The sequence below is a fragment of the Microbacterium testaceum genome, from assembly GCF_020781835.1.
GTDB lineage: Bacteria > Actinomycetota > Actinomycetes > Actinomycetales > Microbacteriaceae > Microbacterium > Microbacterium testaceum_H.
On the sequence record NZ_JAJGNJ010000008.1, the window covers coordinates 1 to 16,397 of the forward strand.

Annotated in this window: 16 protein-coding genes and 1 rRNA gene; all 17 read left to right on the forward strand. The window is 71.4% G+C overall.

The genetic code is table 11. The annotated features are described in order from the left end of the window. Nucleotides 1-65, forward strand: a 5S ribosomal RNA gene (rrf, locus tag LL239_RS18205); the annotation flags it as partial. A gap of 770 nt (nt 66-835) precedes the next feature. After that, nucleotides 836-1,498, forward strand: coding sequence for a hypothetical protein (locus LL239_RS12230; protein ID WP_228163720.1), 663 nt, complete (start codon nt 836-838; stop codon nt 1,496-1,498). Then, nucleotides 1,495-2,532 carry an HAD-IIA family hydrolase gene (locus LL239_RS12235; protein ID WP_228163721.1) on the forward strand — a complete coding sequence of 346 codons (1,038 nt, stop codon included), beginning with the start codon at nt 1,495-1,497 and terminating at the stop codon, nt 2,530-2,532. Before LL239_RS12230 ends, LL239_RS12235 begins: the two co-directional genes overlap by 4 nt. Nucleotides 2,533-2,551: 19 nt before the next feature. Continuing rightward, entirely contained in the window at nt 2,552-2,713 is a 162-nt protein-coding gene (locus LL239_RS12240) for a hypothetical protein (RefSeq protein ID WP_228163722.1), read from the forward strand. Then, nucleotides 2,710-3,510, forward strand: coding sequence for a TlyA family RNA methyltransferase (locus LL239_RS12245; RefSeq protein ID WP_228163723.1), 801 nt, complete (start codon nt 2,710-2,712; stop codon nt 3,508-3,510). Before LL239_RS12240 ends, LL239_RS12245 begins: the two co-directional genes overlap by 4 nt. Continuing rightward, a complete protein-coding gene (locus LL239_RS12250; protein WP_228163724.1) occupies nt 3,507-4,427 on the forward strand; it encodes an NAD kinase in 921 nt (306 codons plus the stop codon). The genes LL239_RS12245 and LL239_RS12250 overlap by 4 nt, the downstream gene beginning before the upstream one ends. After that, nucleotides 4,424-6,124 carry a DNA repair protein RecN gene (gene recN, locus LL239_RS12255; protein WP_228163725.1) on the forward strand — a complete coding sequence of 567 codons (1,701 nt, stop codon included), beginning with the start codon at nt 4,424-4,426 and terminating at the stop codon, nt 6,122-6,124. The genes LL239_RS12250 and recN overlap by 4 nt, the downstream gene beginning before the upstream one ends. A gap of 132 nt (nt 6,125-6,256) precedes the next feature. After that, entirely contained in the window at nt 6,257-7,963 is a 1,707-nt protein-coding gene (locus tag LL239_RS12260) for a CTP synthase (RefSeq protein ID WP_228163897.1), read from the forward strand. 1 nt (nt 7,964) lies between these two features. Then, on the forward strand, nt 7,965-8,543 hold the full coding sequence (locus LL239_RS12265) for an NUDIX domain-containing protein (protein ID WP_228163726.1): 579 nt from the start codon (nt 7,965-7,967) through the stop codon (nt 8,541-8,543). A gap of 1 nt (nt 8,544) precedes the next feature. Then, the gene (locus LL239_RS12270; protein ID WP_228163727.1) at nt 8,545-9,474 is read left to right on the forward strand and encodes a site-specific tyrosine recombinase XerD; all 930 of its coding nucleotides are present in this window, start codon (nt 8,545-8,547) and stop codon (nt 9,472-9,474) included. 91 nt (nt 9,475-9,565) lie between these two features. Further along, nucleotides 9,566-10,468: a ParA family protein gene (locus LL239_RS12275; RefSeq protein ID WP_228163728.1), complete on the forward strand. Its 903-nt coding sequence runs from the start codon at nt 9,566-9,568 to the stop codon at nt 10,466-10,468. Beyond that, complete coding sequence (locus tag LL239_RS12280; RefSeq protein ID WP_228163729.1) at nt 10,452-11,318, forward strand: segregation and condensation protein A; 867 nt, start codon at nt 10,452-10,454, stop codon at nt 11,316-11,318. The genes LL239_RS12275 and LL239_RS12280 overlap by 17 nt, the downstream gene beginning before the upstream one ends. Then, nucleotides 11,308-11,922 carry an SMC-Scp complex subunit ScpB gene (gene scpB, locus LL239_RS12285; protein ID WP_228163730.1) on the forward strand — a complete coding sequence of 205 codons (615 nt, stop codon included), beginning with the start codon at nt 11,308-11,310 and terminating at the stop codon, nt 11,920-11,922. Before LL239_RS12280 ends, scpB begins: the two co-directional genes overlap by 11 nt. Then, entirely contained in the window at nt 11,919-12,680 is a 762-nt protein-coding gene (locus LL239_RS12290; RefSeq protein ID WP_228163731.1) for a pseudouridine synthase, read from the forward strand. The genes scpB and LL239_RS12290 overlap by 4 nt, the downstream gene beginning before the upstream one ends. Before the next feature lie 52 nt (nt 12,681-12,732). Beyond that, nucleotides 12,733-13,866, forward strand: coding sequence for a prephenate dehydrogenase (locus tag LL239_RS12295; protein WP_228163732.1), 1,134 nt, complete (start codon nt 12,733-12,735; stop codon nt 13,864-13,866). Further along, nucleotides 13,859-14,572 (forward strand): (d)CMP kinase, encoded by a 714-nt coding sequence (gene cmk, locus LL239_RS12300; RefSeq protein WP_228163733.1) that lies wholly within the window; start codon nt 13,859-13,861, stop codon nt 14,570-14,572. Before LL239_RS12295 ends, cmk begins: the two co-directional genes overlap by 8 nt. Next, nucleotides 14,562-16,085, forward strand: a complete 1,524-nt coding sequence (gene der, locus LL239_RS12305) for a ribosome biogenesis GTPase Der (protein ID WP_228163734.1) — start codon at nt 14,562-14,564, stop codon at nt 16,083-16,085. The genes cmk and der overlap by 11 nt, the downstream gene beginning before the upstream one ends. Nucleotides 16,086-16,397 lie beyond the last annotated feature (312 nt).

Here is a 16,397-nt window from a genome sequence, read left to right on the forward strand (position 1 = left end):
CTAAGCCTCTCAGCGCCGATGGTACTGCAGGGGGGACCCTGTGGGAGAGTAGGACACCGCCGGACTTCTTCACACGAGATGGCCACCCAACGCTGGGTGGCCATTTCGCATATACGGACACATTTCCGGGGGAAGGATCGTCATGTCGAACGACGACGCCAACGAGCGCAACGTCAACGGAGGTCGCCCCGACGACCGGTCCCGACACCGTTCCGCCTCGGGGGGCGAGAGTCGCGCCGGGCGTTCCCGTCCCGCACGGGACTCCTCGGCCCGGTCTTTCCGCCGGGACGGTGACGGCCCCGTCCGCCCGCGCCGGGATCGAGACGACCGCACCGCACGGCGCGATGGAGAGAGCACCCCCCGGCCGCGACGGGACGGCGATGGACGTCCGCGTACCGGAAACGGAGACGCGCGCCCGAACCGCGACGGTGGTCAGCGTCGTTCTCCCGAGGGTGGATACGGTCGTCCTCGCCGCGAGGGTGACGCTCGGCCGTTCCGCCGTGACGGTGAGGCGCCCGGTCGTGCCCGCCGCGAGGGTGACCGCCGTCCGCGGCCGGACGGCGACGGCGCGCGGCGCCCGCGCAGGGATGGCGAGGCACGCCCCTTCAGCTCGGGCGGCGACCGTCGCCCCTCCGGCGACCGACGTCCGGGAGCCGGCGCTCCCCGGCGCTTCGACCGCTCCGAGGGTCGTGCCACGCGCCCACCGCAGGACCGGCGAGAGCGGGGACCGGTCATCCCGGAGGACGTCACCGCGCGCGATCTTCCCGGGGCCGCGCGCAATGAGCTGAAGACACTGAGCAAGGACAATGCCGAGAACGTCGCCCGTCACCTGGTGATGGCATCCCGTCTGATCGACGACGATCCCGACCTGGCGCACCAGCACGCCTTGGCGGCGTCGCGTAGTGCGGGTCGCGTGGCCATCGTCCGCGAGACGGTCGCCATCACCGCCTATGCGGTCGGTGACTTCGCGCTCGCCTTGCGCGAGCTGCGGACCCACCGCCGCATCTCGGGATCAGACGAACAGCTTCCGTTGATCGTCGACAGTGAGCGCGGAGTCGGACGTCCCGACCGTGCTCTCGAAGAAGGACGCTCGGTCGAGCGTTCCACGTTGCCGGCGGCGGTGCGGGCGCAGCTCGCCATCGCCATGTCGGGGGCCCGTCTCGATCTCGGGCAGGCCGATCGGGCGCTGCAGGAGCTCGAGATCCCCGAGGCCGACCCGGACCGCGCGTTCGAATGGAGCCCGGCGCTGTTCGCCGCCCGGGCCGCCGTGCTCGAAGAACTCGGTCGCACGGACGAGGCTGCGGAATGGTTCCGTCGCGCGGAGGTCGCTGCGGAGGCGCTGGATGCCGCCGCGGGCGTCGCCGATCGCGAGGTCATCGTCGTCGAGGAGATCGAACTCGTCGATGACGACGGCAGTGTGGACGTGGCATCCGGTGTCATCCCCGTGCAGGAGGACAGCGTCGGGGACGCCGGCGAAGGACAGGAAGACAGGGGATGATGTTCGGGCGCGGCAAGCCTGCTCCGACTCCGCTGGACGGCGTCGACGTCGTCCTCGCTGATCTCGACGGCGTGGTCTACGCCGGTCCGGGCGCCCTGCCGCACGCGGTCGAGAGCCTGAATCGCGCCGCCGACGAGGGGCGCCGACTGGGGTACATCACGAACAACGCGTCGCGGACGGATGCCTCCGTCGCCGAACACCTCACCTCGCTCGGACTGCGGGTCGCGCCAGAGGACGTCGTCACGAGTCCGCAAGCCGCCATGCGGCTGCTCGCCGACCTCGTGCCCGCCGGCTCCACCCTGCTGGTCGTCGGGGGAGAGGGCCTGGTCGTCGAGGTCGAGAAGGCAGGGTTCGTCGTCACGCGCAGCGCCGACGACGCTCCGGCAGCCGTCGTGCAGGGCTTCGCGCCCGAGGTCGGCTGGCAGCAGCTCGCGGAGGCCGCGTACGCACTGGCGACGCCGCCGGAAGAGGGGGGTATTCCGTGGGTGGCGACCAACACCGACTGGACCATCCCGCAGGCCCGGGGCATCGCGCCGGGCAACGGCACACTGGTCTCCGCCGTCCACACCGCCGTCGGACGCCTGGCCACGGTCGCCGGTAAGCCGGAACGCCCGATCTTCGACGTCGCCGTAGCCCGCACGGGCGCGCAGTCGCCGCTGTTCATCGGCGACCGGCTCGACACCGACGTGCAGGGCGCGCGGGCTGCGGGTATGAAGGCGGTGCACGTGCTCACAGGGATCGACCGGCCGAAGCAACTCCTCGCCGCCATCCCCAGTCAGCGACCGGACTTCATCGTCGCCGATCTGCGGCAGCTGTTCGAGCCCTACCCCGCCACGATCGTCAAGGGCACCCGCACGCGCGTGGGCGACGCGGTGGTCGAGGTCGACGGTGTCGACCTGCGCATCCTGTCGGCGGGGGACCGGCAGATCGACCTGCTGCGCGCCGGCGCGGCGGCGATCTGGGGCTCCGGTCGCGCCATCTTCGGGTTCCGCGTGCCGGAGCAGTTGTATGCGGATCCGTTCCGCGTGCGCTGACGCCGATACGATGGCATCCATGTCGGACCACCGCGAGACCGATGCCGACGCCGAACTGATCGGCCGCTTGCGCATCATCGAGGAGCAGCCCCTCGACACACGCGCGGACGCATACGCGGCACTGCACGACGAGCTCGCGCGCCGGCTCGAATCGGGGGCGGCGACGCCGGCCGACGGATGAGCGGGCGGCTGGACGCCGAGCTGGCCGCACGCGGTCTCGCGCGTTCGCGCACGCATGCTGCGCAACTCATCGCCGCGGGGCTCGTGACCGTCGACGGGCGCGGCGTCGTCAAGCCCTCTGTCCGCGTGGACGACGACGCGCGCATCGATGTGGCCGTCAGCGACCACTACGTCAGCCGGGGGGCGCACAAACTCATCGCGGCCCTCGACGCGTTCGCGGTCGACCCCGGTGGTCGCGTGGCCCTGGACCTCGGGGCGTCGACGGGCGGGTTCACCCAGGTGCTCCGCGAGCGCGGCGCGACGCCCGTGATGGCGGTCGACGTCGGCCACGGGCAGTTGTCCCCAGCCGTGGCCGCCGACATCGGGGTCGTGTCGGTCGAGGGGTATAACGTGCGCTTCATGACCGCCGACAGCCTCGCCGCCGCCACCGGAGTCCTCGAGCGGCCGAGTCTCGTCACGGGCGATCTGTCGTTCATCTCCCTGCATCACGTGCTTCCCGCCGTGGTCGGGACGGCGGCGCCGGCGGCCGACGTGCTGCTGCTGATCAAGCCCCAGTTCGAAGTCGGGCGCACGGCGGTGAAGGGTGGCCTCGTGACCGACCCCGCCCTGCGATCCGACGCCGTGCACGGCGTGCTCTGGGCGGCGTGGGACGTGGGGCTGCGCACGGCCGGGCTCATCGCGTCGCCGATCGCGGGCACGCACGGCAACCAGGAGTACGTGGCGTGGTTCTCGGACACCCGGGGCGCCGACCCCTCAGAATGGGAGAGCACCGTGACCCGACTGACCGGAAGCCGATGACCCCCAGCGAACGCCGAATCCTGCTCGTCGTCCATGCCCGCCGCGACGACACCGTCGAGGCGGCGCAGCGCGTGCTCTCGGCGGTGCGGGCCGCCGGTGCCGTGCCCGTGGTCTCCGCGGACGACCGTCCCGAACTCGCCGAACGGCTCTCGCTGGCGGGCGTCGAGACGCTCGGTGTCGAGGTGGGGGTCGAGGACCTCGAGCTCGCCATCGTGCTCGGCGGCGACGGCACGATCCTCCGCGCCGCCGAGACGGTGCGTGGAGGCACCGCGCCCATCCTGGGCATCAACATGGGCCACGTCGGCTTCCTCGCCGAGATCGAGCGCGACGACATGGACGACGCGGTGCGCCGCGTCATCGCGCGCGATTATCGCGTCGAGGAACGCCTCGCCCTCGCGGTGAAGGTGCTCGACGCCGACGATCGGGTGGTCTTCGAGACCTGGGCGCTGAATGAGGCGACCGTCGAGAAGGCGAGTCGCGAGCGCATGCTCGAGGTCGTGATGGAGGTCGACGGCAAGCCCCTGTCCTCCTTCGGGTGCGACGGGATCGTCGTGTCGACTCCCACGGGGTCGACGGCGTACAACTTCTCCGCCGGAGGCCCCGTCATCTGGCCCACGGTCGAGGCGATCGCGGTGGTGCCGCTGTCGGCGCACGCGCTGTTCGCACGGCCGCTCGTGGTCAGCCCCGAGGCCACGGTCGCGGTCGAGGTGCTCGAGCGCACGAGCGGGAGCGGCATCCTGTGGTGCGACGGACGTCGCTCGCACGAGCTCCCCCCGGGAGCCCGCGTCGTGGCGCGGCGCTCGTCACGGCCCGTGCGGCTTGCGCGTCTGCACCCGGCGGCGTTCACCGACCGGCTGGTGCGGAAGTTCCGGTTGCCCGTCACGGGATGGCGCGGCGCTCTGGGGGGCATGCCGTGATCGAGGAGATGCGCCTGCGCGATCTCGGCGTCATCGCCGACGCGACGCTGCCGATCGGCCCGGGGTTCACCGCCATCACCGGCGAGACCGGTGCGGGTAAGACGATGGTCGTCACGGGTCTCGGGCTGCTGCTCGGCCAGCGCGCGGACTCGGGCGCCGTGCGCTCGGGCGCGGCGCAGGCGGCGGTGGAGGGCGTGTGGGTCGTCCCCGAGGACGGACCCGTCGCCGCCCGCGTACGTGAGGCCGGGGGAGACATCGAGCCTCTCGGCGACGGCGCCGCTGAGCTGTATCTCGGGCGCACCGTGTCCAGTGAGGGCCGGGGACGGGCGACCGTGGGCGGACGGACGGCGCCCGCCGGCGTCCTGGCCGACCTCGCCGACGACCTCGTCGTGGTGCACGGGCAGTCCGATCAGCTTCGGTTGCGCTCGGCATCCGCTCAGCGCGACGCGCTCGACCGCTTCGGGGGAGACCCGGTCGCTGGCGCGCGAGCGGCCTATCGCGCGGCGTGGGACACCTGGCGGACCCTGGATGCCGAGTTGACGACGCTGACCGCGGACCGGGATGATCGTGCCCGCGAGGCGGAGGAGCTACGCGCGGCGATCGCCGAGATCGAGGCCGCCGCACCGGTTCCCGGCGAGGAGGAGGAGCTCGCGCGCCGCGCCGAGCGCTTGGCGAACGCGGAGGAGCTGCGCGTGGCTGCGTCGAGCGCCCACGCGGTCCTCTCCAGCGACGACGACACCCCCGACGTGGTGACGCTTCTTGCCGAGGCGCGCCGCGCGCTCGAGCGCGTGTCGGGCAGCGACGCGGCGCTCGCAGCGATCGGGGAGCAGGTCGCCGACCTGGGCTACCGCGCGACCGACGCCGCGGTCGCGCTGTCGGGCTACCTCGCCGACCTCGATGAGTCCGGACCGCACGAGCTCGCAGCGGTCGACGAACGGCGAGGCGTGCTGGCGGCGCTGGCGCGCGCGCACGGCTCGGTGGAGGCCGCCATCGCCCTGCTCGAGACCGGATCGGCACGGCTGGTCGAGCTCGACGACGACGGCGACCGGATCGAGCGGCTCGTCGCCCAGCGCGATGCCGCGGCGGCCGAGCTCGACTCCGCCGCCGAGGCGCTCACCGCGGCGCGACTCGAAGCCGCCGAGCGGCTCGGGACGGCCGTGACCGAGGAGCTCCACGCGCTCGCCCTCCCGGATGCGCGACTCACCGTCGAGGTGAGCCCGTCGACGACTCCCGGAGCCCATGGACGCGACGACGTCGCGATCCTGCTTGCCCCGCACCCCGGTGCCGATCCGCGGCCGGTGTCGCGCGGCGCCTCCGGCGGCGAGCTCAGCCGCGTGATGCTGGCGATCGAGGTCGTCATCGCCGGCGTCGATCCGGTGCCGACGTTCGTCTTCGACGAGGTGGATGCCGGGATCGGCGGGGCCGCGGCGATCGAGGTCGGGCGGCGACTGGCACGTCTCGCGGAGTCGTCCCAGGTCATCGCGGTCACGCACCTCGCGCAGGTCGCGGCCTTCGCCGGTAACCACCTCACGGTCGTCAAGGGCAGCGACGGTGCGGTGACGGCATCCAGTGTCCGTCGACTCGAGGGCGCCGAGCGCGAGGCCGAGATGGCGCGTCTGCTGTCGGGCCTGAGTGACTCGGACGCCGCTCTCACCCACGCGCGAGAGCTGCTGGAGACCGGCCGCGCCGTCCGGTGACCCCGCGCGGGCGACACGGGATCGTCATGTCCGGGTGACACGCGTGTCGGTGGCCGATGTCAGACTTCCCTCATCGCGCGGCGCGCTGCGCGCCGCCACCCTCCGAGACGACTGATAGGATCGAAGCCCGTGATGCAGACTTCGGACGCGGGACATTCAGACGACACCACGGCATCGACCTTCACCACGAAGCACATCTTCGTGACCGGAGGAGTGGTTTCCTCTCTCGGCAAGGGCCTGACGGCGGCCAGCCTCGGCAACCTTCTCACGGCGCGCGGTCTCCACGTCGTCATGCAGAAGCTCGACCCCTATCTCAACGTGGATCCGGGGACGATGAACCCGTTCCAGCACGGCGAGGTGTTCGTCACCGACGACGGGGCCGAGACAGACCTCGACATCGGTCATTACGAGCGCTTCCTCGACATCGAGCTGAGCCAGGCGGCCAATGTCACCACCGGTCAGATCTACTCGCAGGTGATCGCGCGCGAGCGCCGCGGCGAATACCTCGGCGACACCGTCCAGGTCATCCCGCACATCACCGACGAGATCAAGCGGCGCATGCGGCTGCAGGCCACCGAGTCGCCGCAGCCCGACGTCATCATCACCGAGATCGGCGGCACTGTCGGCGACATCGAGTCGCAGCCCTTCATCGAGTCGGCGCGGCAGATCCGCCACGAACTCGGCCGCAAGAACGTCTTCTTCGTGCACGTCTCGCTCGTGCCGTTCATGGGCGCGTCGGGTGAGCAGAAGACCAAGCCCACCCAGCACTCCGTCGCGGCGCTGCGGTCGATCGGCATCCAGCCCGACGCGCTCGTGCTGCGCAGCGACCGGCCCGTGACCGAGTCGAACAAGCGGAAGATCGCGCTCATGTGCGACGTCGACGAGGACGCCGTGGTGAACGCGGTCGACGTGCCGAGCATCTACGACATCCCGACGATGCTGCACGACCAGGGTCTGGACGCCTACATCGTCGACGCGCTCGGCATCGACAAGGCCGCGGACGTCGACTGGTCGCGGTGGCAGCGCGTGCTGCAGGCGGTGCACAACCCGAAGCACGAGGTCACGATCGGCCTCGTCGGAAAGTACATCGACCTTCCGGATGCCTACCTGTCGGTGACCGAGGCGATCAAGGCCGGCGGCTTCGCCCAGGAGACGCACGTGAAGATCACCTGGATCCCGTCCGACCTGTGCGAGACGCCCGAGGGAGCGGCCAAGGCCCTCTCGGCCGTGGACGGCATCATCGTTCCGGGCGGCTTCGGTATCCGCGGCATCGAGGGCAAGCTCGGAGCGCTGCGTTTCGCGCGCGAGCAGGGCATCCCGACCCTCGGCATCTGCCTGGGCCTGCAGTGCATGGTGATCGAATACGCACGCACCGTCGCCGGGCTCGAGGGCGCCTCGTCGAGCGAGTTCGACCCGGACACCGTTCACCCGGTCGTCGCCACGATGGCCGAGCAGATCGACATCCTCCAGAGCGGCGACCTCGGCGGAACCATGCGCCTGGGCCTGTACCCGGCCGACCTGGCCGAGGGGTCGCTCGCCGCCGAGGTGTACGGGGCGAACCGGGTGTCCGAGCGCCACCGCCACCGGTACGAGGTCAACAACGCCTACCGTCAGCAGCTCAGCGACGCGGGCCTGGTGTTCTCGGGTCTCAACCCCGATCTCGACCTGGTGGAATACGTCGAGCTCCCGCGCGATGTGCACCCGTACTACATCGCCACACAGGCTCACCCCGAGCTTCGGTCGCGGCCGACCCAGCCGCACCCGCTGTTCCGCGGTCTCGTCGGCGCGGCGCTCGAGCGTCACCGCTCGAGCGAGCTTTTCGACGTCGAGGAGGACTGACATGGAGTCGCTGCGCGACGAGCCCGTCGACCTGGAGGTCGTCGCCAGCGACCTCGTGTACCGGGGCGCCGTGTGGGACGTCCGTTCCGACACGGTGCGGTACGGAGCCGGCGAGATGACCCGCCAGTACGTCGAGCACCCGGGGGCCGCCGCGGTCGTCGCGCTCGACGACGACGGTCGTGTCGTGCTCATCCAGCAGTACCGGCAGCCCATCAAGGAGCGCGACTGGGAGATCCCGGCCGGGCTGCTCGACGTGGCCGGCGAGCCCCCCGTGGAGACGGCCCAGCGTGAGCTGGCCGAAGAGGTCGACCTCGCGGCCGAGCACTGGCAGCACCTCGTCTCGGTCCACACCACCCCCGGCGGCAACGACGAGGTCGTGCACATCTTCCTCGCCCGCGGGCTCTCGGACGTCGTGACCGACTACGAGCGGGAGCACGAGGAGTCCGACATGCGGGTCGAGCGCGTGCCGCTGGCCGATGTGATCGACGGGGTGCTCGCGGGGCGCCTGCGCAACGGCATCCTGGCCACCGGGGTCCTCGCCGCCGGCGAGGTGCTGCGCCGCGAGGCCGCGTCGGCCTGACGTGGAGCTCGAGCGCGCGGTCGAGACGTACCTGCGCCATGTCGCGCTCGAGCGCGGGCTGTCCGACCACACCGTCGCGGCGTATCGCCGCGACCTCGCGGTGTACAGGGCCTGGTTGGGGGAGCGCGGTGTCGACGACGCGGATGGCGTGACACCGGGGATGGTCGCCGACTTCGCCGCGGAGCGGGCGGCGGCCGAGCCACCGCCGGCCGCGTCGTCGCTCGCGCGCCTGCAGTCCTCGGTGCGGGGGCTGCACCGGTTCCTGGTGCGGGAGGGACGCTCCGCCGCCGATCCGAGCGGCCGGCTGCGTCCCCCGAAGGCCCCGCGCCGTCTGCCGAAGGCGCTGTCGATCGGTCAGGTCGAGCAGCTCCTGGATGCCGCGGGACCGGCGCCGGGATCGGCGGATGCGACCGCGGCGGACGCGTCGGCCGTCCGCGACCGGGCCTTGCTCGAACTGCTCTACGCCACGGGGGCCCGCGTGTCGGAGATCGTGCAGCTCGACGTCGACGACACCGCGCACGGAGATGTGCTTCGCGTACGGGGCAAGGGGGCGAAGGAGCGCATCGTGCCGGTCGGGTCGTACGCCCGCGCGGCGGTCGAGGCTTACCTGACGCGCGTGCGCCCCGGCTGGGCGGCGAAGGGGCGTGCGACGCCGCGGCTGTTCCTCGGCGTGCGGGGTGCGCCGCTGTCGCGTCAGAGCGCGTGGCTCATCATCCAGGCGGCCGCCGAGCGCGCGGGACTCACCGCGCACGTCTCGCCGCACACGCTGCGGCACTCCTTCGCGACCCACCTGCTGCAGGGCGGCGCCGACGTCCGCGTGGTGCAGGAGCTCCTCGGGCACGCCTCGGTCGCCACGACGCAGATCTACACTCACGTGTCGGTCGACGCGCTCCGCGACGTCTACGCCACCGCGCACCCGCGAGCGCGCTGAACCCGGCGACCGGCCCGGGCGGCGGCTGTTGTGCGGGTACGCCGCGGGTCTCCCGGCGTGCGGCGGGGCGGCGGGTAGACTCGGGACGGTTATGACGAAGGCGGGAGACTCGGTGTCGGCGAGCACGAAGGGGACGGCGAAGAGCGCGGACGAGGTCATCCTCGGACCCACCGGACGGCCGTACAACGGTTTCCCCACGCCGCCGAAGCTCGACAGCCACGGCCCCGCACGCATCATCGCCCTGTGCAATCAGAAGGGCGGCGTCGGCAAGACGACGACCACGATCAACCTCGCCGCGTCGCTGGCCGGTTACGGTCGCCGGGTGCTCGCGATCGATTTCGACCCGCAGGGTGCGCTGTCGGCGGGCCTCGGCATCCAGACCCACGATGTGCCCACGATCTACGATCTGCTGCTGGACACCAAACGCGACCCGCACGAGGCCATCGTCCACACCCGTGTCGAGGGTCTCGACCTCATCCCGGCGAACATCGACCTGTCGGCCGCCGAGGTGCACCTGGTCAACGAGGTCGCCCGCGAGACGATCCTGGCTCGCGTGCTCCGCAAGGTCGCCGCCGACTACGACGTCGTGCTCGTGGACTGCCAGCCCTCGCTCGGCCTCCTCACCGTCAACGCGCTCACCGCGGCCCACGGTGTGCTCATTCCGCTCGAGTGCGAGTTCTTCGCCCTGCGCGGTGTCGCCCTCCTCATCGAGACGATCGACAAGGTCCGCGACCGTCTCAACCCCGCGATCGAGCTGGACGGCGTGCTCGCGACGATGTACGACCCGCGCACGCTCCACTCGCGCGAAGTGCTGGAGCGCGTGGTCGAAGCGTTCGGCGACGACGTTCTCGAAACGGTCATCGGGCGCACGGTGAAGTTCCCGGATGCCTCGGTCTCGGGCATGCCGATCACCGAGTTCGCGCCCGAGCACGCCGCCGCACAGGCCTACATGCGGTTGGCGCGGGAGCTGGTCGCCCGTGGCGCCGTCGCCTGACGACAGCGTTCCCGCCACGGCGCCGGAGGGTGCCGACGCTGCGCAGGCGGCATCCGCTACCGACGAGGCCGCCGGGTTCCGCGTCTCGCTGCCCGTCTTCGACGGACCCTTCGATCTGCTGCTGAACCTCATCTCGGCGCACGAGCTCGACATCACCGAGGTCGCGCTCAGCCGTGTCACGGATGAGTTCATCGCGTATCTGCGGGCTCTCGGTCCCGCGGGTGACCTGGACGAGGCATCCGAGTTCCTCGTGGTGGCCGCGACGCTCCTTGACATGAAGATCGCCGGTCTCCTGCCCCAGGGCGAACTGGTGGATGCCGAGTCCGTGGCGCTGCTCGAGGCCCGCGACCTGCTGTTCGCGCGCCTGCTGCAGTACCGGGCCTTCAAAGAGGTCTCGGCGTGGTTCGCCCGCTGCCTGCAGCGCGAGGACCGCCGTCACACCCGCAACGTCCGTCTGGACGAGAAGTACCGCAGCGCCGTGCCGGAGTTGGTGTGGACCCTCAGCGCCGAGGACTTCGCCGCGCTCGCGGTGGTCGCCCTCGCGCCGAAGCAGCCGCCGACGGTAGGGCTCGACCACCTGCACGCGCCGCTGGTGAGCATCCGCGAGCAGGCCGCGATCGTCGTCACCCTGCTCCGCGGCGCGGGGACGCTGAACTTCCGCGACCTCGTCGCCGGAGTGGCGCAGACGGGCGTGGTCGTGGCGCGGTTCCTCGCCATCCTCGAGTTGTACCGTCACTCCGCGCTGTCGTTCGAGCAGCTGGAACCCCTGGGAGAGTTGACGCTGCGCTGGACCGCCGAGAGGTGGTCGGAAGAGAACCTCGCCGCCCTGGGAGCCGATTATGACCGATGACACCGCCACCGAGACGGACGCCGTCACGCCCGCGCGCCCGAGCGACACGGCATCCGTGGCTCGTCGCCTGGAGGCGATCCTGTTGATCCTCGACGAGCCGCAGAGCCTGGTGAGCCTCGCCGCCGCGGTCGCCGCGCCGGTACCGGCGGTGCGTCAGGCGATCGAGGGCCTCGTCGCCGACTACGACGGCGAGACCGGCGGACCCCGGCGCGGCTTCGAGCTGCGCGAGGTCGGCGGCGGCTGGCGGCTGTACGTCCGCGAGGAGTACGACGATGTCGTGGGGGAGTTCGTCAACACCCAGGCGCCGTCGCGGCTGTCGCAGGCGGCGCTGGAGACCCTGGCCGTCATCGCCTACAAACAGCCCGTGACGCGCGGGCAGGTGGCATCCATCCGCGCCGTGAACGTCGACTCGGTCGTCCGCACCCTGCTCGCGCGCGGACTGATCACCGAGGTCTTCACCGACCCGGACACGGGTGCGATCCACTACGGCACCACCGATCAGCTGCTGGTGAACCTGGGCATCAACTCGCTCGACGAGCTGCCCCACATCTCGCCGTTGCTCGACGACGGCGCGGACGGATTCGACGGAGAGGTGCTCAGATGAACGACGAAGGCGTACGCCTGCAGAAGGTGCTCGCGAACGCCGGCGTGGCCTCGCGCCGCGTGTCGGAGCAGATGATCGTCGAGGGACGCGTCCGGGTGAACGGACAGGTGGTCACCGAGCTCGGTTCGCGCATCGACCCGGAGAGCGACCTCGTCGACGTCGACGGCGTCGCGGTGCAGCTGGACGCCTCCAAGAGGTACGTGATCCTCAACAAGCCGACCGGGGTCGTCAGCTCGATGAGCGACGACCGGGGGCGGCCGGACCTGCGGCGCTTCACGAAGGAGTGGCCCGAGCGTCTGTACAACGTCGGGCGTCTGGATGCCGACACGAGCGGGCTGCTCGTGCTCACGAACGACGGCGACCTCGCCCACGTGCTCGCGCACCCCTCGTTCGGCGTGACGAAGGTCTACATCGCGAAGGTCGACGGACTCGTGACACCGCAGACGATCGCTCGGCTGACCAAGGGCGTCGAACTCGAGGACGGCCCCATCGCGGCCGACAAAGCACGGCTGTTGGATGCCTCGAAGGGCGCGAGCCTGGTGGAGCTGACGCTGCACTCCGGACGCAACCGCATCGTGCGACGCATGATGGCCGAGGTCGGGCACCCCGTCGTCGAGCTGGTCCGTCGGCAGTTCGGTCCGCTCCACCTGGGAACTCTCCCGGTGGGGAAGGCCCGCGAGTTGACTACAGTAGAACGCGGCGCACTGCTCACGCTGTCTCGTCGAGACGGCGACACTCCGGCCGCTCCGGCCGAGTGACCCTCGGGCGCCGCGCGGTGCGAGCGTCACCGCCTGGGCAGCAGGAGACCCGATGACCGAACCGTACGGAACGTCCGCGCGCGCGGAGGCGCCGTTGGCGACCCGCACCAGCGGCACGGTGCGCGTCGTGGGATCGGGCCTGCTGGGGGCGAGCGTCGGTCACGCCCTCACCGCCCTCGGCGTCGACGTCGTTCTCGCCGACACCTCCCCGTCGCAGCTGCGGCTCGCGATCGACTACGGCGCGGGACGTGCCGCGCGCGAGGACGATCGCCCGAACCTCATCGTGGTGGCCGTGCCGCCCGACGTGGTCGCCGATGTCGTGCAGCGCGAACTGGAGACCTACCCCGACGCCGTCGTCACCGACGTCGCGAGCATCAAACTCGAGCCGTTGCGGACGCTGCGTTCGCGCGGCGTCGATCTGACGCACTACATCGGTTCGCATCCCATGGCCGGGCGCGAGCGCGGGGGCGCGATCTCCGCGCGGGCCGACATCTTCGTCGGGCGCCCCTGGGTGGTCTGCCGCGACGGTGAGACCTCGGCGCACGACCTCTCGCTCGTCGAAGGGCTCGCCCTCGACCTCGGGGCGACGCTCATCGAGATGACGCCCGAAGAGCACGACGAGTCCGTCGCGCTCATGTCGCACGTCCCGCAGTTGGTGGCGAGCCTGCTCGCCGGGCGTTTCGTCTCGGCGCCGGACGGCTCGCTGCGCCTGGCGGGACAGGGAGTGCGCGACACCACGCGCATCGCGGCATCCGCCCCCGAGCTCTGGGTGCAGATCCTCGGCGCGAACGCGGCACCGGTGGTCGAGGTGCTCGACAAGCTCTCCGCCGATCTGAGCGAGGTCGCCGCGGCGCTGCGCGCCCCCGACGCCCCCGGCGCCCGCCGGACGGTGGCCGACACGATCCGCCGTGGCAACGAGGGCGTCGAGCGCCTTCCGGGCAAGCACGGCCAGAACCGTCGATTCGACACGTTCGTCGTCATGGTCGACGACACCGCCGGTCAGCTCGGTCGCCTCTTCGGCGAACTGGGCGACCTCGACGTCAACGTCGAAGACCTGCGTCTCGAGCACTCGCCCGGGGCGCCCTTCGGTCTGGCCGAGATCAGCGTCGTCCCCGACGCCGTCCGCCGAGCCGTCGACGGGCTCCAGCAGCGCGGATGGCGGATTGCGAGCACCACCCATGACTGAGCCCCTCACCAAGCCCTCCGCCGACGCGCCGGTCGCCGTCGTCGCGATCGATGGTCCGGCCGGCAGCGGCAAGTCCAGCGTCTCGAAGGCCGCGGCCACGCGTCTGGGTTTCGGCTTCCTCGACACCGGCGCCGCCTACCGGGCGCTCGCGTGGCACGCCTTGGAGCACGGCAGCGATACGTCGGATGCCACGGCGGTGCTCGAGGTGCTCGGCGACTTCGACTATGCCATCTCGCTCGACCCGGCCGACCGCTGGGTCCGCGTCGGCGGCACCGACGTCACCACCGCGATCCGCGATCCCCGTGTGACGGATGCCGTGAGCGGGGTCGCTCGGGTCCCCGCCGTGCGGCAGGCGGTGAACGATCTGTTCCGTCGGCTCGTGGCATCCTCGGGTCTGCGCGGTGTCGTGGTGGAGGGCCGCGACATCACCACGGTGGTGTACCCCGATGCGCCGGTGCGCATCCTGCTGACCGCGGCGCCCGAGGTGCGCGCCGCACGACGCAGCGCCGAGCTCACCTCTCACGACGCCGCAGCCGTCGCGGCGGCGCTGCACAAGCGGGATGCCGCTGATTCCACGGTCGTCGACTTCCTCACCGCCGCCCCCGGCGTGCGGGTGGTCGACTCGACCCACCTCGATTTCGAACAGACCGTCGACGCCGTGCTGGACGTCGTCGACTCCACGATGGGAGCCCGCGATGGGCGTTGACGACGAGTACGAAGGCGGGCCCGACCAGCTCGCCGAGAAGATGGCCGAGCTGGACGAGGTCTTGGCGGAGCAGCGCGCGCAGGCGCTGCGCGCCGGCCTGGAGGACTTCGACCTCGACGAGGAGGACGCACAGCTGCTCGCGGGCCTCGCCTCGGGCGAAGACGGCATCGAGTTCCTGCCCGCGCTGCCGGTCGTGGCGATCGTCGGCCGCCCGAACGTCGGGAAGTCGGCGCTGGTGAACCGCATCCTCGGGCGCCGCGAGGCGGTCGTCGAGGACACCCCGGGCGTGACCCGTGACCGCGTGACCTACAAGGCCGAGTGGCTCGACCGCCGGTTCTCGCTCGTCGACACCGGCGGATGGGAGCCCGACGCCCGCGGCATCGATCGCTCGGTGGCCGCACAGGCCGAGGTTGCGATCGACCTCGCCGACGTCGTGCTGTTCGTCGTGGATGCCACCGTGGGCGCGACCGCGACCGACGAGCACGTGGTCCGTTTGCTGCGCAAGACCAAGAAGCCCGTGTTCCTCGTGGCCAACAAGGTCGACGACGCCCGTCAGGAGCCCGAGGCAGCCGCTCTCTGGAACCTCGGACTCGGTGAGCCGCACCCCGTCTCGGCCATCCACGGTCGCGGGGTCGCCGACCTGCTGGACGAGCTCATGAAGGTGCTGCCGCAGGTCTCGGCCGTCGCCAAGTACGAGATCGGCGGCCCGCGCCGCGTCGCGATCCTCGGCCGCCCGAACGTGGGCAAGTCCTCGCTGCTGAACAAGGCCGCCGGCGAAGAGCGCGTCGTCGTCAACGAGCTCGCGGGCACCACCCGCGACCCCGTGGACGAGGTCGTCGAGCTCGGCGGCAAGCTCTGGACGCTCGTCGACACCGCCGGCATCCGTCGTCGTGTGCACCTGCAGCAGGGCGCCGACTTCTACGCGTCGCTGCGCACCTCGACAGCGCTGGAGAAGTCCGAGGTCGCCGTCGTCGTGCTCGACGTGTCGCAGCCGATCAGCGTGCAGGACCTCAACATCATCGACCTGGTCCTGGAGTCGGGCCGCGCGCTCGTGCTGGCGTTCAACAAGTGGGACCGCCTGAACGACGACGACATGGAGAACGCCGACCGCCGCCGCTACCTCGAGCGCGAGATCGAGCAGGATCTCGCCCACGTGACGTGGGCGCCGCGCGTGAACATCTCGGCGCGCACCGGCCGGCACCTCGACAAGCTCGTCCCGGCGCTCGAGACGGCGCTGGAGTCGTGGGATCAGCGCATCCCGACGGGCAAGTTCAACGCCTTCCTGGCCGAGCTCGTCGCCGAGCACCCGCACCCCCTGCGGGGCGGGAAGCAGCCCCGCATCCTGTTCGGCACGCAGGCGTCCACGCGTCCGCCGACATTCGTGCTGTTCACGACCGGGTTCCTCGACCCGGGCTACCGCCGGTTCATTCAGCGGCGTCTGCGCGAGATCTACGGGTTCGAGGGCACCCCGATCGTGCTGAACATGCGCATCCGCGAGAAGCGCCAGCGCTGAGGTTTCGCGCGAACGCCCCGTCCTTCGTCGAGAGGGCGGGGCGTTCGTCGGTGTGGCGGGTCGTTCCGTGGCATCCGGGTCGATGCCGTCGTGCGGGTCGGGGTGGGACCTGGTGTGGGTCGGGGTGCGGGCCGTCGTGCGGAGTCTGTGGGGGACACGCCGGTGAGGGATGCCGTGCATCGGCGTGTCGGGGATGAGCTCCGCGAGGCGGTCCACCCGCCGGCGGCCGCGGCCTCCGGCGCGTCCTCGCGTCATGTTCTGCTGTCGGACCTCGGCACTCGATAGAGTCCGGACCGGCGGGCCATTCCGGTT